Origin of the sequence: Schlesneria paludicola DSM 18645, assembly GCF_000255655.1 — a bacterium.
In the GTDB taxonomy this organism is placed as follows: domain Bacteria; phylum Planctomycetota; class Planctomycetia; order Planctomycetales; family Planctomycetaceae; genus Schlesneria; species Schlesneria paludicola.
Genome location: NZ_JH636435.1, coordinates 845,355 through 864,692, shown reverse-complemented (window position 1 = coordinate 864,692; position 19,338 = coordinate 845,355). Strand labels below are relative to the sequence as shown.

Annotated in this window: 13 protein-coding genes; 8 read left to right on the top strand and 5 right to left on the bottom strand. The window is 56.7% G+C overall.

Features of this window, described 5'->3' with window-relative positions; all coding sequences use genetic code 11:
* Positions 1-25 precede the first annotated feature (25 nt).
* The gene (locus OSO_RS50400) at positions 26-880 is read left to right on the top strand and encodes a hypothetical protein (RefSeq protein WP_010585126.1); all 855 of its coding nucleotides are present in this window, start codon (positions 26-28) and stop codon (positions 878-880) included.
* A gap of 28 nt (positions 881-908) precedes the next feature.
* Here OSO_RS50400 and OSO_RS48350 read toward each other — a convergent pair whose 3' ends face one another.
* Entirely contained in the window at positions 909-4,322 is a 3,414-nt protein-coding gene (locus OSO_RS48350; RefSeq protein WP_010585125.1) for a WD40 repeat domain-containing serine/threonine-protein kinase, read from the bottom strand.
* Positions 4,323-4,727: 405 nt separating this feature from the next.
* Here OSO_RS48350 and OSO_RS0121100 point away from each other — a divergent pair, with 405 nt between their 5' ends.
* On the top strand, positions 4,728-5,495 hold the full coding sequence (locus OSO_RS0121100) for a uroporphyrinogen-III synthase (protein ID WP_157605370.1): 768 nt from the start codon (positions 4,728-4,730) through the stop codon (positions 5,493-5,495).
* A 5-nt stretch (positions 5,496-5,500) separates the two neighbouring features.
* Here OSO_RS0121100 and OSO_RS0121095 read toward each other — a convergent pair whose 3' ends face one another.
* The 3 genes from OSO_RS0121095 to OSO_RS48345 form a co-directional block, all read right to left on the bottom strand.
* Positions 5,501-6,052 carry a VOC family protein gene (locus OSO_RS0121095; protein ID WP_010585123.1) on the bottom strand — a complete coding sequence of 184 codons (552 nt, stop codon included), beginning with the start codon at positions 6,050-6,052 and terminating at the stop codon, positions 5,501-5,503.
* The gene (locus tag OSO_RS0121090) at positions 5,992-7,689 is read right to left on the bottom strand and encodes a hypothetical protein (RefSeq protein ID WP_157605369.1); all 1,698 of its coding nucleotides are present in this window, start codon (positions 7,687-7,689) and stop codon (positions 5,992-5,994) included. Before OSO_RS0121090 ends, OSO_RS0121095 begins: the two co-directional genes overlap by 61 nt.
* Before the next feature lie 146 nt (positions 7,690-7,835).
* The gene (locus OSO_RS48345) at positions 7,836-11,183 is read right to left on the bottom strand and encodes a hybrid sensor histidine kinase/response regulator (protein WP_010585121.1); all 3,348 of its coding nucleotides are present in this window, start codon (positions 11,181-11,183) and stop codon (positions 7,836-7,838) included.
* A 320-nt stretch (positions 11,184-11,503) separates the two neighbouring features.
* On the opposite strand from OSO_RS48345, the gene cls reads away from it, so the two are divergent.
* The 3 genes from cls (at position 11,504) to OSO_RS0121070 (ending at position 15,145) form a co-directional block, all read left to right on the top strand.
* On the top strand, positions 11,504-12,934 hold the full coding sequence (gene cls, locus OSO_RS0121080) for a cardiolipin synthase (protein ID WP_010585120.1): 1,431 nt from the start codon (positions 11,504-11,506) through the stop codon (positions 12,932-12,934).
* Positions 12,935-13,128: 194 nt separating this feature from the next.
* Complete coding sequence (locus OSO_RS0121075; protein ID WP_010585119.1) at positions 13,129-14,172, top strand: type II secretion system F family protein; 1,044 nt, start codon at positions 13,129-13,131, stop codon at positions 14,170-14,172.
* Between the two features lie 76 nt (positions 14,173-14,248).
* Positions 14,249-15,145: a BamB-related PQQ repeat family beta-propellar protein gene (locus OSO_RS0121070; RefSeq protein ID WP_010585118.1), complete on the top strand. Its 897-nt coding sequence runs from the start codon at positions 14,249-14,251 to the stop codon at positions 15,143-15,145.
* 145 nt (positions 15,146-15,290) lie between these two features.
* Here OSO_RS0121070 and OSO_RS0121065 read toward each other — a convergent pair whose 3' ends face one another.
* On the bottom strand, positions 15,291-16,355 hold the full coding sequence (locus tag OSO_RS0121065; protein ID WP_010585117.1) for an ADP-ribosylglycohydrolase family protein: 1,065 nt from the start codon (positions 16,353-16,355) through the stop codon (positions 15,291-15,293).
* A gap of 314 nt (positions 16,356-16,669) precedes the next feature.
* On the opposite strand from OSO_RS0121065, the gene OSO_RS0121055 reads away from it, so the two are divergent.
* From OSO_RS0121055 to OSO_RS0121040, 3 genes are all read left to right on the top strand, one after another.
* Complete coding sequence (locus OSO_RS0121055; RefSeq protein WP_157605368.1) at positions 16,670-17,647, top strand: Gfo/Idh/MocA family protein; 978 nt, start codon at positions 16,670-16,672, stop codon at positions 17,645-17,647.
* Between the two features lie 150 nt (positions 17,648-17,797).
* Entirely contained in the window at positions 17,798-18,550 is a 753-nt protein-coding gene (locus OSO_RS0121045; RefSeq protein WP_010585115.1) for an MIP/aquaporin family protein, read from the top strand.
* 157 nt (positions 18,551-18,707) lie between these two features.
* Positions 18,708-19,100, top strand: a complete 393-nt coding sequence (locus OSO_RS0121040; RefSeq protein ID WP_029247280.1) for a hypothetical protein — start codon at positions 18,708-18,710, stop codon at positions 19,098-19,100.
* The last annotated feature ends 238 nt before the right edge of the window (positions 19,101-19,338 follow it).

Genomic DNA, 19,338 nt, shown 5'->3' with positions numbered 1-19,338 from the left:
TGAACAGATCGGCGGATTTGAGTTGATGAGCATTCCATTGAGATACCGGTGCAATCGATCCTTGATCGTCATTTCACTGTTCACGGCCGTTTCGGCGGTGTTTGCTGCGGATGAAACCGCACCACCCAAGCCAGAGAACGCAGCAGAAAAACCGCCGGCGAAGTCCGACCCTGCCGAGAAGCCAAAGGAGCGCAGTCTGCTTGAGAAATTGGGGGACGAGCTCTTGCGGGAAGTCGACGACACGCCGGGAGCGAAGCCTGAACAGGCGGGTGAGAAGGTGGACAAGATGGATCGTGCCGTCAAAGGAATGCGGTCGGCCGGGGCGAAGTTGGACGATGGCGTGACGGCGGATGAAACGCAAACGCTTCAGAAGCAGGTCATCAAGGACCTGGAGGACATCATCAATCAGCTCGAGAATCCACCTCCCCCAAATCCGAATGGCGGCGGAGGCGGCGGTGGTGGTGGTGGTGGTGGTGGAAGCAGTTCAGGCGGAGGTGGCGGCGGGGCGGGACGCGGGGGGCGTCGGGGTGGTCGTGGTTCGTCGCTGCGGATGCGAAGTCCGCAACGTTCTGGGGGGGCGTCAGGTGCACAGCCGCAAGGGGCGGCACCTTCAGAAGAACCGATGGGTGGCCAGAATGGCGCGAGTGGAACGGATTCATCAAAGATGACGCCGGCGCAGAAGCAGGCTGCCGAAGAGGCCGCTCGCCGCCGCAAACTGGAGATGGATATTTGGGGCCATTTGCCCGCTCATCTGCGCGAAGAGCTCTTGAGTACCTACAGCGATCGAATGCTTCCAAAGTACGAACAGATGGTGAAGCAGTTCTACGAAGCATTGTCGGTTCAGGGGGACTCGAAAAAAAGCGATCCGCCAAAGAAGTAGCCGTCGCTGCTTCGGTTCCGAAGCGCCATCAGTCGAATTCGCGATCACCCGGAGCGACGTCTTGATCTGCGGAGGTTGGGATCATGGCGGAGCCGTCAAGGGTCAAGATTTTGACGGGTTCGTTGGAGTCGGCCGGCATAAGTTGGCTGATCAGGAATTTTCCATCATCCGTGAAGCCGAGTCGTTGCACGTCGAAACCGGGGTATGCCATTTCAAATAGCTCTTGGCCGGACGTGACGTGCCAGAATTTCAGTGTTCCATCATTTGTGCCGGAAACCAGAACGCGGCTATCGGGTGAGAACGTGAGACAACTGATGGGGCCCTGATGGTCTGTTGATTGAAATCGCACGGAGCCATCGGTTGCATTTAGAAGTTGAAGCATCCGATCATGGCCGGCAACGGCCACCAGCGCTCCGTCGGGGCTGAACGCGACGCTTGAGGTTGTGTTGTTCGACGCCTCCCAGAGGATCCTTTTCTCTTTCAAATCCCACATGACCAGGCCCATTCGCGTGATCAGGCCCAGTCGTGTTCCATCGCGTGAAAACTCGGAATCTTTGGCGAATGGGACGGGGATCCGTTCGGCAGACCGAATTTCGGGAACGTTGTCACTGTCGGGCGTCTGTCGCTTGCCTGAATCGGGCAAGCGAAGAATCCAGACCATGTGGTCTGCGTCTTGACCAGGGACCTCTTGATACCAACGCGAAACGGCAACGGACTTGCCATCCATGGAGATTCGAGGGTTCGACAGATCTCCTTGGCATGTCCAATAGGCGATCGGCGATTGGTCGAGCGGATGCTGTCGATTCGCGGGCAGCTGATAGACGGTGATTCCCTCGGTACGGCCATCCAGGGGATGCATGTTAACGGCCGCGAACAATTTGCCATCGGCCGAGGTTGCAACATGATAAAGTTTTTCGGACGTGCTCTCGGAAATTTTTGACTGTGACATCCAGTCCCAACGCATCAGATGGTTTTCAGGTGTTCGCACAAGAAGCGATGTGGAATGGGGAATCAGGCAGATTCGGCGTCGGCATTCGAGTTCAAATTCGCTTTTCTCCGCAGACTCGATCGCCGCCAGGCTCCAACTGATCACGCGGCCGTCGCGTCCCGCGGAGATCAGTTTTGAGCCATCGGGGGACCAGGCGAGCGCATAGATCAATTTGTTATGCGCATGCCATGGTTCAAAACCTTCTTCAGACAGCTCACCGGTCGCAGAAAGTCTTCGCAGGCGAATTTGACCGCTGGCGTCACCTGCGGCGAGCAAGGAGCGGTTTGGATGGAGGGCCAGAGCCCCGATCTTGTCCAAGTGTTTCGTCGATGAAATGACCTGTGCATTCCGCAGGTCGATGGTCTGGATGAAGCCGAGACTGTTTCCCATGATAAGCAGGTTTTGATCGGGAACGGGAATGGCCGTGTCGATCTCACCTGGTGACGTCATCAGGCGGGTCTGTTCGTTCGTCTTAAGATTCCAAAAGCGAACTGTACGGTCATTACCCGCGGAGACAAGGGTTTGCCCCTCGTCGGTCAAAACCAAGGTTTGGACGTCTCGCTGGTGTCCAGTCAACGTGGAGACTTCTGCACCGGTTCGCGCATCCAGCCTGTAGATGATTGGGTCGTCGCCACAACTGATGATTTGACTTCCATCGGTCGTGTAAACGAGCTGAAAGGCCTTCCGGTGATGCGATACGAGCCTCAAACGTTCCGTGGCGTTTTCCAGATCCCAGATACGAATCGTTCCGTCGTCGCCTGCCGTTGCGAGGTCTTTGCCGTTGGGTGAGAAGGCGACGCCATTGACTTCCAGTTGATCCGTTGCGATCTGCTTCCAGATGATGCCGGTGGACGGATCAAAGATGCGGACAACCGCATCAAACCCCGCGGCAACCATCAAACGCTGATCCGGTGTATAGGCGAGAAGATACTGGGCCGTGCCGATGTCCAGGAGCTTGACATGAGACCGATGGGCTCGTCGATAGAGAAGCCACCATTCGAACCCCCGTTGGTCGATTCGGCCGTTTGCCGGTAGATGACGATCGAGCAGCGTGATCATGCCGCGGGTGTTGTCATGCTGCCAGGCGAGTGCCGCGCGGTTGATATCGGCGGCATAGAGCGCGTCTTGCGTTTGCCGCTCATGCGCCTCGGCACGATGCTGCAACACTTTGGCGGCTGAAGCGGACTTGTCGAGTTCGTCGATCAGCTTCTTGAGATGTTGATTCAGATGTGTGAGATCAAGATTGTATTCTGTCAGATTGCGGTTGTTCGTGACCAACAGTGTCACGATCGCGGCAGCGGACAGAAATGTCAGTCCGATCAAGCTGGCCACGGCGGGTCTGCGTCGGCACCAGCGTCGAACACGCTCGAACGGTCCAATCGGCCGTGACAGGATGGGCAATCGTCGCCGAAATCGGTCGAGTTCGTCCGCGAGTTTGGCGGCATTGGCGAGGCGACGATCGGGTTCCTTTTCCAGACAGCGCAAGCAGATGGTTTCCAGATCGCGCGGAATTTTCGGATTCAGTACTCGCAAGGCCAGCGGATCTCGATGTTGCACCTGTTCGAGAATATCCAGCGTCGACACACCGACAAAGGGGGGGCGTCCGGACAGCATTTCGTACAACGTGGCGCCGATTGCGTAGACGTCTGTTCGAACGTCGGTGGGGCGACCGCTTGCCTGTTCCGGCGCCATGTAGAATGCCGTTCCAAAGCAGGCACCCGTCTCTGTCAGCCCGCTGACTCGACCGGCTTCCTTGACCAGGCCGAAGTCTGCCAACTTGATCGCGCCGCGAAGATCGAGCAGGATGTTTGCGGGCTTGATGTCGCGATGCAGAAGTCCGCAAGCGTGCACCGCGATCATCGTCGTCGCCAGCTCGAATGCGATGGAGGCGGCGTCGTCGGGCGAGATAGAACCGCGTTTCATGCGGTCCGCCAAACTTTCACCCTCGACGTACTCCAGGACGATTGCAGCCGCTTCAGGAGTCTCGACGACGTCGATGATCTTGACCACGTTCGGATGATTGACGCGCGACAGACCAGCCGCTTCTTGTCGTAGCCGGTCCGCGTATCCCGACATTCCCCACCGCGACCCGGGCAGCGTCTTGATGGCGACAAGGCGTCCCAGGCTATTTTGACGCGATTTGTAAACAACCCCCATTCCCCCGCGGCCGATTTCTTCAATCAATTCATAGCCGGGGACGACGGGAAATTGAGCTGCGACCATCATTCCGTCATGGTCGGCAAACGCGACTTCGGCCCGTGCTAAGAATTGTCGGTCGAATTCACTCAGGTCGGCGAGGCACTTTTCAAAGGTAGGCAATAGCTCGGGGCAATCACGGCAGAAGTCCGCCGGAGTCAACGAACTGTTCGCGATGCGTGCCTCATCCCAGGCCAGCAACATTTCTGTCAGGCGAGCGTCACGATCACCGCTAAGTGTATTGGGATGGATGTCCATAGCACCGGCGATTGGAGTGAGTGTCGGTCGGACAGGCCATTGCAATGGAGACGGGTGCAGGTTACCACTTCCAACAGGCGTTTTCAGCGCTGCGACACGAAATTGCCTTCATAAAGCAACGTGGTGGGACGATCTCAACAGACAGGCGAACAATCTCTGGAACCTTTCGCCACAATTGTCTTTCGCCACAATTGTGAAGTGTCGGGGTGCGGTGGCTGAGGCGTCAACGTTGGCGATCTCGTCCGATCGGGATGTTCCTGTTGCATTTTGAAAAGTGAAGACGAGTGTCTTCATTGCAAAACAAGAGATGAGGAAAGCTGTGATTCAGGTGCTGCGATGAGTGGATCGGATTCAGGTCGCGTTGGTTTGCATGTTTGCAGTTTCGAAAGCCGGCGTGGCAGCGAAATGAAGTCGCTGATCGAGCGAAACGGCGGAATCGCGACGGTTGCCGCCTCGATGAGGGAAATCCCTTTCGGTGACAATCCTGAGGCCTTCGCATTCGCGGAAGAGCTGCTGTCGGGGAAGATTGACATTGTGTTGTTCATGACAGGCGTGGGGGCCACGGCGCTGCTCGAATCGCTTGAGACGCGGTATCAGCGAGCCGAGATCTTCGCGGCGCTCGAGAAGACGATCGTTGTGGTTCGTGGGCCCAAACCGACGGCAGTGCTCCGTGGGTGGGGTGTGCGGATCGATCATCGGGCGGCCGAGCCCAATACCTGGCGCGAAGTCCTGGCGCTATTTGAGCAATCCATTCCCCTCGAAGGTCGCCGCGTTGCCGTGCAAGAGTACGGGTTGCCAAGCACAGACCTTTATCACGAATTCGAGCTCCGCGGTGCCAGCGTACGCGCGGTTCCCGTTTATCGATGGGCACTACCCGTGGATATCGAGCCACTGAAGCAAGCGATTCGGCAGACGGTCGCTGGTGAACATAACGTGGTCATGTTCACCAGCGCTCAGCAGTTGACAAATGTGCTGCACGTCGCCGAGCAGATCGGACTGCGCGAGGAATGGTTGAACGCCGTCAATCAACGCTGTGTCGTCGCTTCAATTGGTCCCACCGCCACAGAAGCCCTGAAAGCGGGAGGACTTCGTGTTGATCTGGAACCGACTCACCCCACAATGGGATCGCTTGTCAAAGAGACGCTGGCCAACGCAGGGCGCCGAATGGCTTGAGCGAATCAACCTGCTTCGTAGGCCGCTTTGAGCTTCTGAATGTCGAGCTTGGTCATGGTCATCATCGCCTCCATGGCGCGTCTGGTTTTCGTCGGTTCCTTGCCCGACATGAGTTCGCTGATGGCGGATGGGACGATTTGCCAGGAAAGGCCGTACCTGTCTTTCAGCCAGCCACACCGCGACTTTTGTCCTCCTTCCGACAGTTTTTCCCACAGCTCGTCAATTTCCGCCTGGGATTCGCAGTCCACCGACAAGGAAATGGCTTCGGTAAATTTAAAGTGCGGACCACCGTTGAGAGCAATGAACTCAACACCCGACAGAGCGAACTCCACGGTCATTGCCGATCCGGCGCGCCCGGGGCCGCCTTCGGCATTCCGTGTGACTCGGTTGACTTTGGAGTTCTTAAACAGTGAGACATAAAAGTTCGCGGCTTCTTCAGCCTGGTTGTCGAACCACAGAAATGTTGTGATTTTTTGACGTGCCACAGTGATGTCCTTCATGACGAACGTGAAACTGGTTGATCCCGCGATCTGGCCGCCAACGCGCACGGGTGCCATTCGTCAACTCCAAATCGAGGCCGGGGCAGTTCCCAACGCGAGGTGGCCTCGGGCTTGCTAAAGCGGAACTGCGTGATGGGGATTTTGAGCGCCATTGTCAGCGTTGCCAAGCCCCAAATGGTCGCAGGAGCCGCGCACCAAAGAATCCAATGCTTCCACCCAAGGGTCCAGAGTGGCGATTCGGGCGGCGTCGCACTTTGAAATTTGATGGAGAGTGACTGTTTGTCCAGGAAAAGTATGAGCAGCGTTCCCAGTCCAATTGCTGCGAAGAACATCAACGACGTCGGGAATCCGATGCGGGGCAAGAGAATGTAGATGGCCAGCGCCATCCAGATCACAAGCAGAGCGAGCAGCTGGCTTTTACCGAGTGGTGATTTCGGCGCAAGATCAAGCGTTCCCATTTGCTGACGGTAAAGAGCGGTGGCCAGTAGTAGCAGGATCATGACAACGACGGCCATCAGGAGGTAGCCCGTAGGGATGCCAAGCGTCCGCTCGGAAATAAGCTTGAACTCTTTCCAATGTCCTACATTCGTCAAGAAGTTGAACGCGAACAGCGGACCCAGCAGCACAAAGGCGCAAAATGGGTTTAGAAGCCGAGCGACGGAATCTTCGTGTGGCGGAGCCAAGCGGCCTTGTACCAGACGCTCAATCGCCAGTGCGGTACCGAAGCCCATGACGTACCCAAACGTTTGCTCCATGATCGTCCAGGCCCCGAACTCTTTCAGGATGGCGATTGAGCCGATGGGCCCCCATTCGGCACGACCGAGTGCCTGCAGGAACTCGCCGCAGGCGAATCCATATCCGCCTGCAACAAGGCCGTAGCCCGCCAGCATGATGGCCGCTCGATTCTTCTCGATGATAAAATAGCCCAGTAGCGCAAGTTGCATTCCCAGGCAACCTGCCCAGGCATCATGGCGCGGCGGATTGATTCTGAGGTCGGCGAGATGAACCAGAACGAACATTCCGGCGAACCAGCCCAGTCCGAGGCTGGCCATCAGCCAGCCTGCACCGCGGTTGCCAGGCGTTCGTATCGCGGCCACTGTTCCTACGACGATCGCGGTGGCCGCATTCAGCCAGTTCGAGTTGTACAACCAGGCCGACACATTGGGAGTTGCCGGATCTTTCGCGAACAGGTCAATGCTCCAGCGTTTCAGGCCCGTGAACTCTTCCAGTAACCAGAGTGAATAAAGCACGATCATCGGGATGACCGCATGATCGAGAAAGGAACGTGGTTTGGTCAGACCAATCGCCAGGAATGAACAACCGAGTCCGCTATAGAGGGCACCGATCAGAAACAGGCACGCGTAGCCGTAGGCGCTATTCTCAAGCGAGCCGCCCACGCTATAGCCGATCAGCAGGCCGTAGCTGCTGGCACCATTGAAGCCCCAGCCAATCGCGGACAGAAACCCCAGAATCGCCGCTCGTTTCCGCCAGTCGGTCCGAAGTGAACAGACTGCCAAAGTGAGCCCCAGCATCGCGCCCGGCATCATCGCGCCACGGGAATGACCGAAGGAACCGCGGATACCCCACCCTGCTCCCATGATCAGCGTGGCCGCCATGACCAGTGCGAACCGATTCCACATCGATAATGAGTCTAATTTTCCGTCTTGATCGCTGGATGCTGGCGTTAGGGTCATGAAGCTCTCGAACTGGAAGTGGTCGCCGACTTCGTGATCAGAAGTCTTGATCCTCTTGGTGGAAAGGTTGGGTTTTCAGAACGCAGGAAATGCCAGGAACGGTTCACGTCGCACAGGCATCTGCCGCGCACCACATTGTCGGCTCGTCAGGTATGGATTTGCTGTCGTTCTCGAAGCGTCTTCATTAACAGTTGCGGATCAACGGGTTTCACGAAATGGTGGTCGAAGCCGGCTTCGTGTGACTGTCGACGATCGTCATCTTGTCCCCACCCCGTGAGGGCGAAGATTGCAATCTGTGTCCCCCAAGGTTCCTGCCGAATCTGACGGCAAACTTCATAGCCGTTCAGAGTCGGTAGGCCGATATCCAAAAGAATAATGTCCGGATGGTATTCGCGCGCCAGATCGATACCGTCGGGACCGTCATACGCGGTACGGGTGTCGTTTCCCATACACCGCAGCATCATCGCCAGACTCTCTGCTGCATCGCGATTATCGTCGACGATCAGGACTCGAAGAGATGTCTGCGGTGGTTCATCGGGTGGGGTGCCATTGAGGCAAGCCTCTGTGTTTTGCGCGTCAATGACGAGCGGTAGGCGGATGATGAATTCGGAGCCCAATCCGGGGCCCTCGCTTTTCGCTTCAACCTGGCCGCCATGCATCTCGACCAGTTGCTTGACGAGCGTCAGGCCAATCCCCAACCCGCCCTGCGATTTTCCCTGAGCGGAACTGACCTGCGAGAACATCACAAACAGGTGTGGAATTTGTTCGGGGGCAATTCCAATTCCGGAATCTTTCACCGAAATCGTGACCATTCGATTCTGCGGTGCTGCAGTGAGTGCATTCTGCTCTGTGGCAGGGGGAGCGCTCTGTACCGTTGCGGTGAGGGCAATCTGGCCGTTCCGGTCGCCGTACTTGGCCGCGTTGTTGAGTAGGTTTGATATGGCTTGAGCAAGCCGAACGGGGTCTGCTTGCAGGAGCGTCGGTTCTTCGGGCAATTGAATCGAAAGTTGATGGCCCATCTGTACGAGCAGTGGTCGGCTTGTTTCAACGGCATTTTGAACAATCGTGGACAATGCGACTCGTTCGGTTCTCAGTTCCAGCTTTCCACGGTTGATGCGACTGACATCCATCAGGTCATCGACTAGCCGAACCAACTGAGTGACCTGGCGCTCCATCATCGCGATCGTCTCACCGACCGTTTGACGATTCGCCGCGATAAGCGGAAGCAGTTGGAGTCCGTTACGAATCGGCGCCAAAGGGTTACGTAGCTCGTGGGCGAGTGTGGCGAGGAATTCGTCTTTTCGACGATCGGCATCACGGAGATTGCGGTAAAGCTGCGAGTTTTCGATCGCAATCGCGGCACGTCCAGCCAGATCCTGAGCCAGGGCCAGGTCAGTGTCGTCATAAATATGATACGAGTCGGCCGAGACGAACGTCATGACGCCCAGCGTTTTGCCTCGCAGGTTCAATGGCACGCCGATGTAAGACTTCAATCCAAGCTGCTGCATCGTCTGACGTAGCTGAGGCTGTGGGATGGAGCGATTCAAAATTTCGTCGGTGATCTGGGGTACGATTTCGGATTCGCCCGTTCTCAGGATCTGCCAGACACCATGATTGACGTTGGGGTCGGGGGGGAAACGTCGGTAGATCTCGTTTGCCAGTTCCACTTTTGCAGGATTGTCATGCGCCACCGCGACACGCCGCAGACGCCCGTTGTCTTCGAGCAGATCGATGGTGATCCAGTCGGCGAAACCTGGAACAACGAGTGACGCCACGTTTTGAAGCGTGCTGTCGATTTCTCCCAGGGTCGTCAGCGCGGCACTGGTTTCGGCCAGAAAACGGGCCGTTTGTTCGGACCGCTTACGTTGATTGATATCCATGCAGACGCCGATCATCCGTTCGGGGCGGCCATCAGTGCCGACGAGCACCTTTCCCTTGGCGGCGGTCCAATGTACACTTCGATCCGGCCAGACATTGCGGAACTCGACGTCATAGTCGGCATCGTGCTGCATCGCATCATGGATACATCTGTCGACCCGCGCGCGATCATCTGGATGAACGAGGGCCTTCGCATCGTCGTACGTGCCACCGAAGGCTCCGGCCGGCAGGCCATGCAATGCTTCGAGGCGTTCAGACCAGACGACGTGATTGGTACGAAGGTCCCAATCCAAAACACCCATCGATCCCGCATCGAGGGCAAGGCGCAGTCTTTTCTCGCTGGCGGCAAGCGCTTCCCGCGCCTGTTTGAGTTCGGTGATATCGGTATTGGTTCCGAACCAGCGTACGATTTGCGACTTGTCGTCGCGGACGGGCATGACGCGTGTCAGGAATGTGCCATAATTGTTGCTTCGGTCCCTGATCGTAAATTCCATGTCAAACGGTTCGCCGGTTGCAATCGATGATTTCCAGCGGGCCATGACCTTTGGTCGCTCGTCCGGATGAACAAACGATTCCCAACCCCAGCCTTCGACTTGTTCAAACGTCGTCCCGGTGTAGTCGTACCAGCGACGGTTGTACCAGAACACATGCCCGTCAGGATTCGCCATCCAGGCCAATTGGGGGATCCATTCGGCGAGTGTGCGAAAGACGCGTTCTCGAGCATCGCGTTCGCGTTCGCGTTGCCGTCGTTCGCTGATATCGCGAAACACCAGGACCGCTCCGGTGATCGAGCCGTGTTCATCGCGCAGCGGCGCGGCGCTGGCATCGATGGGACGTTCGATACCCGTCCGGGAAATCAGCACGGCATGATTGATTTGATTGACGGGCGCCCCTTCGCGTAGCGCCGATTTGATTGGCGATTCAAGGGGCTGGCGCGATTGTTCGTCGATCGGCCGAAAGCTCTGGTTTAGCGGTGTTCCGAGGGTGCGGGTTGCGTCGCAGTCCATCAACGCTTCGGCAACGCCATTCACGAAGGTAACACTTCCGGTCAGATCGGTGACGACGACGCCATCGCAGATACTGGCGAGCGTTGTACGGAACAACTCTCGCTCTTTATGCAAAGTGGCGATCGAGTGCGTCAATTCGCGCGTCCGTTCATTGACGCGGCGTTCGAGTTCCGCATTGGCCAGACCCAGGGCCGCTTCGGCGTGTCGTCGCGCCGCGATCTCGTGTTCCAATTCTTCCGGGCTGCGCATCTCGATGACGGTGGGGACGATACGAATGAGCGCCAGGACCGTGATCCAGGAAATGACAGCCGTCACCAGTTTGATCAAACCGGCCAGGCGATAGGCAGGCCACCAGAAGATGATCGCATCCATCAAGTGGGTTGTGCCGCACAATAAGATGAACAATCCAAATAAGAAAAAGATGCGGCGAAACGGCAGATCGCGCCGCCGGATCGCAAAAAATGCCAAGACAATCGGAATCGCAAAATAGGCGGACCAGATCCCGAGATCCGAAAGAATATGCAGCCATCCAAGCCCAGGACTCCACTGTCCGCACGACCAGCGAGCGGGGAAGCTTGACGTGTTGAAGAGCTGTCGAAAAAAATCCATGGATTAACCTGACCGAATCAGCATTCCGCGGTGAACGGCCGATGATCAACTGTCGTGGATGCCGGTCAATGACCGTCTCGCGATTCACTCTTTTTGAGCGTCGAACGGCTCCTCGTTCGATTGGTTGATGAGATCGTCACCGTGGGAAGTCTAGCCTTCAGTGGAGCGATTGTCGCGGATGTGAGTTGAAACTTTCCTATCGTGATTCCCACAAAGTAAAATGCCCCGTCAAGAGTGGTGTGAGGGCTGCCGTGGGGGATCATACTGCAAAAAGGCGTTTCGAAACTGTCAGAGGATGTGATTTTGAGTATGCTGCCCCGATGAATACTGCACTCGCCATTCTTTCTGTCATGGGTTACGTGTTAACGCTGGCACTGTTGCCGGTCGTCTTGCTGACGAAAAAGCAGCAGTCCGTGTCGACCGTTGCCTGGATCATGGCGATTGTGACCATGCCCTATGTTGGTGCGTTCTTGTTTACCGTGTTCGGAATCAACCGTGTCGGACGCCGAATTCGGGGGAAACAGGTGGCAACCGAAACGGTGACGCGAACCTTGCCTCAATTGGCGCGGCATCATCATCTGCATCACGATCACCTGAATGCGACACAGCAGGAACTGCGTCGTCTGGCGGAACGCGTTGCGGACACGCACGCGACAGTCGGGAACCGGGTTCAACTGCTGATCGATGGCGAGCGAACATTTGACGAAATCGCGGCTGCGATTCGGCAGGCGCGATTCTCGGTTCATCTGGAGTACTATATCTGGCAGCCGGATCGGTTGGGGACGAAACTGCGGGACTTATTGATTGAGAGGGCCACTGCGGGGGTTGAGATCCGGTTTCTGTACGACGCAATCGGGTCTGGAAAACTGACCCACCACTTTCTGAAACCGATGCGCGATGCGGGAATTCAGATTGCGTCATTCGTGCCGGGGCAGTCGTTGCGGGAACGCTGGTCGATCAATTTGCGCAGTCACCGCAAGATCATCATCGTCGACGGCCAGGTCGCGTTCACGGGGGGAATGAACGTCGGCGACGAGTATCTGGGGCGAGACCCGCATTTCGGGCACTGGCGTGACACTCACCTGAGACTGCATGGTCCGACGGTCCTGCAGTTGCAAGAGGTGTTCGCGATTGATTGGAAATACGCGACAGGCGAAGAGCTGACCCACGACTCGTTCTTTCCGCAGCCCGAGCACGTCGGGGCCGTCTATGCCCAAATCGTTTCCGGCGGTCCGGACGAGGATGAGGCGGTGTTTCACTCGCTTTATTTTTCCGCGATCAATGCGGCTCGCAGTCAGGTCACCCTCGCGACGTCCTACTTTGTGCCGACACCGTCGCTGGTCTCGGCGTTGGAGTCGGCCGCTCAGCGTGGGGTGGCGACGCGCGTGCTGATTTCCGGTCCGAAGACCTACTGGGCGACGCTGCATGCGGCACGCTCGAATTTCGATTCGCTGCTGAAGGCGGGAGTGGAGATTTATGAGTATCAGGACGGGCAATTGCATTCGAAGACGCTGACCATCGACGGATGCTGGTCGATGGTGGGCACACCCAACTTTGATGCGCGCAGTTTGTATCTGAACTTCGAGGTCGGAGCGATCCTGTATGACAAGGGGTTGGCCGAACAGCTTGAGCATCAGTTTGCGGAAGATTTGAACCACGCGAAGCGAATCGAAGCGACCACATGGTTTGCCCGTTCGAATTGGGACCGATTGCAGGAAAACTTTTGTAGAATGTTTTCTCCTGTCTTATGATCCAGGCTAATGCGGGCGTCCGGAAAGTCTTCGTTGTCACGCGGCCAATTGGCAACGCTTGCGGCATGTCAGGGGGGAGTATGAAGCGTTGCCAAGCGGGATCCTGGTAACGAGGAAAAAAGAAACGAACGCAGTAACGAGGAAAACGGGACGATCGCTCGAGGCGTTGCCCACCGGGGCGTCAGGGGTAATGCATGTTTGAAGCGCTGCCGATGAGTACGTTGGCAACATTTTGCCGGTCACTGGCCACGATGTTGCACTCCGGTGTGAACATTCTGAAAGCCTTTCAAGTCGCCGGTGGAAAATCGCATCATCCGCGGCTGAAGCGGATTTCGAGCGAGATCATCGACCAATTGCGAAAAGGCTCGGAAGTGTCCACGGCACTGCGCGAGCAGGGCGGTGCGTTTCCGGATCTGATGGTCGATCTGGTTCGCGTCGCAGATCAGACCGGTTCGTTGCCAGAGGTCTTGAGCGCGCTGGCGGATCATTACGACAACCTCGTGCGACTTCGCCGCACATTTTTGGGTGCCATCACGTTGCCGGTGATTCAGTTGCTGGCGGCCATCTTCATCGTGGCCGGATTAATCTGGCTGCTGGGAATGATTGGTTCGATGAATGGGACAAAGCCGTTCGACGTACTGGGGCTCGGGTTGACCGGAACGTCGGGAGCCTTGACCTGGCTGGGGGGCTGCTTCGGAACCGCCTTCGCCGGGGCGTTCCTGTATTTCTTTTTTGTCAACGGGCTGAAAGGACGCATGGTTGTCCATCAGGCGCTGCTGCGAATTCCCGTGATTGGCGGTTGTCTGCAATCCTTCGCATTGGCTCGATTTTCGTGGGCGTTCGCTTTAACGCAGCAAGCGGGCATGTCGATCAATCCGAGTCTCGAATCCAGTTTGAAAGCGACGGGCAATGGTGCCTATGCCGCCGCCATTCCGATGGTGACTGCAATGGTGACTGAGGGCGAAGACCTGTCGTATGCACTCATGGAAACAAAACTGTTTCCGCGTGATTACCTGGAGCTTGTGCGCGTCGGCGAAGCGTCAGGCACGGTTCCTGAGACCCTGGATCGATTGAGTCCGCAATTGGAAGATCAGGCCCGTCGCAGCTTGTCCGCCATGACGACGGCTTTGGGGTGGGCGATCTGGGGCTTTGTGGCGTCGATCATTATTTTCTTTATTTTCCGCATTGCATTGATGTATGTCGGCCTGATCAACGACGCCGTGAACGATCGGTTCTGAATTGCCTGATCTGCTTCTGCCGCTGCGATCCTCTATTCAGCGACACGTCCAAATACTTTTGAACCAAGGCCCGACAATGAATTGGAAGCGACTGTGCGTGACCTTCTTGGCCATCAGTGGATACATCACTGGAACAATTGCCGATGACAAAGCGGTCACTCATCGAATCATGGTTGTCGAATATGGTGCGGGCGACAAAAACCGGATCATCGAAATTGGTGATGATGGTAAGGTGGCATGGGAACATCGTCCACCAAGTCTGTGCGTGCAGTGCCAACCATTGGCAAACGGGCATGTCGTGTATGCCTACGGTGGCAAACCGACCGGGGTTCAGGAAGTGGATCGTGAGCTTCGCGTTGTCTGGAATTACGTTGGCAAATGCGAGCAGATCATGACGTGTGAACGCCTGCGGAACGGAAACACGCTGGCAGCGGAGCAAGGGCCCTGTCGAGTCGTAATGATTGACCCCACCGGTAAAACGGTTTTGGGTGTCAACATTCCGGTGAAAGAGACTGTCGCACACCAGCAGATGCGCTGCATCCATGCGCTGGAGAACGGTCATTTTCTGGTCGCCAACGAGTCTGACGCCATGGTACGAGAAGTGGCTTCAGACGGTCGCCTGGTGTGGGAATGTCCAGCGGGAAAGTATGTTCATGACGCATTGCGGCTGGAAAATGGCAATACGCTGATTGGATGCGGTACGGACAAGCGAGTGATTGAGGTGACGCCCGAGAAGAAAGTCGTGTGGGAGCTGACGGCCGCCGAAGTGCCGGAACTGAATCTGGCCTGGATCACCAGTTTGCAGGTTTTGAAGAACGGTCACTATGTGATCTGCAATTTCCTGCGCGGGCAAGAGGGCAAAGGGGCTCATGCGTTCGAGATCACGCGCGACAAAAAAGTGATCTGGCAATTTGCAGATCACAATCTGGTCAAGACGGCCACAAACGTGAAAGTCCTGGAGGAAACGCCTTGATTCTTACAGTCGCGCGTTTCGCAATGCGGTTTGATCCGACGGATTCGAACTTGGATTTGGTTGACGCCGCGTTCAGATCGCTACCGCATTAAGAATTCGACTGCGTGGCATATTTCTGAAGAACGCCTGCCACGAGATGTCAATTTCAATACGGCGGAAGCATCCGGCGGGCTATGTGAACCATGACGGCGGAGAGGAAGACGGCGTTTCTGCCCAGACCGACGATTGGCACGTATCTTGGCGTTGATTGGATGTCGCCGGTTTGCATGGCTTTGTCCGTCGCATCAGCCAATCGTTCCATCCAGTCAACGGAACGAGGCCATTCGCAGAGGCCGTTGAGCCAGGCGGGGGGGATGCCCGATCTACCGACTTCCGCGCCAACGATCGCTCCCACAATCGCGGCCGTTGTGTCTGTATCTCCACCGCAACGAATGACCGTCTGGATCGAACTTTGGTAGTCGCGAGGATGGCTGAGCCAACAATGGAGGACCACGGGGACAGTGTGGTAGACGTACCCGGATACGCCTCGACGACAGCCGAGTTGATCCGCGAAGATTTCAGTCGAGTCACCAGCAGCAAGACTGCTTGCCATCGTCTTCATCAATCCCTGGAATTCGTCAGAGGTATCCGTATCCACCAGGGAGCGGTACTTTTCAAAGAACGCGCCAGGGGTACTGAGTCCCCTTTTGGCGCACCAGGCGGCGATTGCGACCGCAAGGGCGCCGTGAAAGGCCTTGGGGTCGGTGTGAGTGATGCGCGTAGACGCGTGCACGTAGTCTCGAAGCAAATCCAGATCGTCGATGGCCGCTCCCAGGATGGGGCTCCTCATCGCTGGTCCGTTTCCGGCCGAGAATACACCGCTGTGCGACGCTCCGTAGCCGAGCCACAACTTGACGGTCGCTCGAAGCGTTGCGAAGCCGATGCCTGCGGGTAGCCCGACAAGCCACCATCGCAGTCGAATGCCCAGTTCACGAGCAAACTGATCCACGTCTCTGGGTTCGCGACAAAGCGATTCCGCGACAAAGCAGGTATGTTCTGTGTCATCCGAAACCATCCCTCGGCCCATCAGGAAGCGATGCCGATTGGGAACTCCGATCAATCGCGTCGCGCGTTGCCGCGAAAGTCCCTCATACGGTAGGCCGATGGCGTCCCCTACGGCGCATCCCAGAATTGCGCCCGCAATCGAATCGGTTGGCTGCGGGGAGGTCATTGTCTGTCTCTCAACTAAGTCGTGGCGTCTTATGTTCTGTTGGAAGACGATATCGAAAGTGCACGATTTTGAAATTCCAATTCACGCGATTCGTCTGAATTCTTTGTTGCAGGGTCACGCGGTCTCTGGTTTGGAAGGATTGATTGGTTTCAGCCGATTCGAGGGCGGTTGCCAAGTCTGAGGGGCGATTGGGATTCAGAAGTTGTGTTTCGTTTCACAGCCCCTCATTGATTTGTGACTTCTGGCTCGATGGATATCATCGCCTGGACGAATTTCACAGTGAAAACCGGGCGGAGCGAATTGTGGACGGTCAAATGGGTGACAAGCGAGTCAAAGTTGGCGTTGTCGGTTTGGGGCGGTTTGGTCGCTTGCATGCCTTGACGCTGGCGGGGCTGGCGGAGACGGAACTTGTCGCCGTTGTCGCTCGGCGACAAACCAGTCTGGATGCCATTCGGAGTGAACTTCCCGAGGTTCCCGGTTGGTTGGATCTGGGACGAGCGATCAAGGAATCGGCAGCGGACGCCTGGGTTGTGGCCTGTTCCACGGACGATCATGTCCGAGTGACCAAGACATTGTTGCAGGCCGGAAAATGCGTCCTACTTGAAAAGCCGGTTTCCGTCGACTTGTCGGAGGCGGAGAGTCTGGCGCCGCTGGTTCGTTCGGATTCCTCAAATTTGATGCTGGGGCATATTCTGCTGTTCAACAGCGAGTTCAGGCAATTGCGCGAGGAAGTCGCACAGCGAGGTCGGCCGATCTTGATCGATTGCGTCCGGCATCGGCCCGCATCGATCGTGCGAGACTTTCCCGGCGAAAACCCGCTTCATGCGGCGATGGTTCATGACCTCTACGCGGCCCAGGTCTTGATGAAACGCGAGGAACCGCAGCGGTTCTCGGCACGGTTACACCGAACGGAATCGGGTGAGGTCGATCTGGCGATCGCGCAGGTCGAATGGAGCGGCGGCACGATTGGCACGTTCGCGGCGTCGTACTTGACGCCGACGGGAATGCCTCCGCGCGGCTTTGACCGGACAGAAGTGTTTGGTCAGGGCTGGGTGGTGCGTGTGTCACCGAATCCACGTCCGATCGAGGTCTGGGACGATCGGGCTCGCTGGCCGATGGCGCTGGAGATTCGAACCGACGCATCAGGTGCGACCGGAATGATGGCCGAGGAGTTGCGATGCTTCTCACGCGTTGTCCGAGGTTTGGAAACCGTGCCGGTGGGAGCGACTTATTCGGATGCACTGCAGACCCAGCGATGGATGAATCAACTTCAGGCAGCGGCCGTTGATTGAGTCGAAACACGAAGTCGGTTGAGAACCCCATTGGCGTTGCCTACGCTTTCGCGATCCAGAATCATCATTCCGTGAGACGACGCGTTGTGATTCCGCCGGGCGCTGGCGGAGTGTCTTGTCACGTTTCCCTTTGATTTCAAAGAGGCCTCCATGTCCAGTTTCGTCGCCGAATTCTTTGGGACCGCAATTCTGGTGCTGCTGGGTAACGGAGTTGTTGCGAACGTGGTTCTGGACAACACGAAAGGCCATAACAGCGGGTGGATCGTGATCACGGCCGGCTGGGCCTTTGCCGTATTCAGTGCGGTGGTCTGCACGGCGGAACTGAGCGGCGCGCATTTGAACCCGGCGGTAACAGTGGGATTGGCGGTCAATGGGCAATTTGATTGGGTGCGTCTGCCTGGATACATCACCGCGCAGATTCTCGGGGCCGTATTTGGTGCGATTGTCGTCTACGTTTACTACTACAATCACTACGAGGCAACGTCCGATGCGGACGCGAAACTAGCGACGTTCTGTACGAGCCCTGCGATTCGCAACTTACCGCTGAATTTTTGCTGCGAAGCGATTGGAACGGCGGTTCTGGTTCTGGCCGTCTTGTCGTTTTCGTCCCCTGCCCTGCCCCTAACGCATGAGGGAAAAGAGACTTTGGTCAAAGTGGGCCTGGGTTCGGTGGGAGCGATCCAAGTTGCGATGATCGTGTTTTCGATCGGACTGTCGCTGGGCGGAACGACGGGGTACGGGGTCAATCCCGCCCGCGACCTGGGGCCGCGCCTGGCACATGCCTTTCTGCCGATTCGTGGCAAACGAGACTCGGACTGGGGCTATGCATTCGTGCCATTTGTGGGACCGCTTGTCGGTGCAATTCTTGCCGTCGGGCTGTTTCAGTTGATGAGGGCTGCATGACATCGACGGAGCCGGACACGATTTGGTGCTGGGGGGGAAATTCAGCTTCGATCGTTTTGGGTTGGTTCAGGATACGGTACAAAGAGGATGCGAAATCCAGCGCAGGCAAGGGGTCTACGCTGAACCGCTTTCAGACGTTGTCAAAAAGGAATCCGCGATGCGACGGCGCAACTTCATCAGTTTGAGTTTGGTTCTCGTCTGCATGGTGAGCCTCTGCCAGGCGGCAGACTCGGCCGATCCGACCGGTACCTGGAAGTGGAAGGTCAGCATCAATAATCAAGATCGCGAAATGTCTGCGAAATTGAAGCTCGACGGAGACAAGCTGACCGGAACGGTTCCCGGCCCCGACAATACCGAGATCAAGATTACCGATGCGACATTCAAAGACGGTGAAGTCGCGTTTACCGTTTCCCGCGAACGCGACGGCCAGAAATTCGTCGTGAAGTATAAAGGCAAACTTGACGGTGACACCATCAAGGGGAAGGCCGATGTTGAGCGGAACGGGACGACGATGACTCGTGATTGGGAACCGAAACGCGAGAAAAAATGACGCGCGGGTTCTCAAGCGTGGTTTGCAAGAATTCGACACGTTCAACTTGCCGACAGGTCCCTTAGGGCCGAAAATGAATGGTGGTCGCCTGAACGGGTGCCTGATTGGGGTGCCGGACTAGTTCACGTTGCCAAGCTTCTGTTTGGCAACGCTTTCCACACCGCAGACGTTTGTATGAGGATCACTGACCACATTCTGGTGCGGCTGAAGATCGGATTGCAGGAGGCGTTACCAAGCG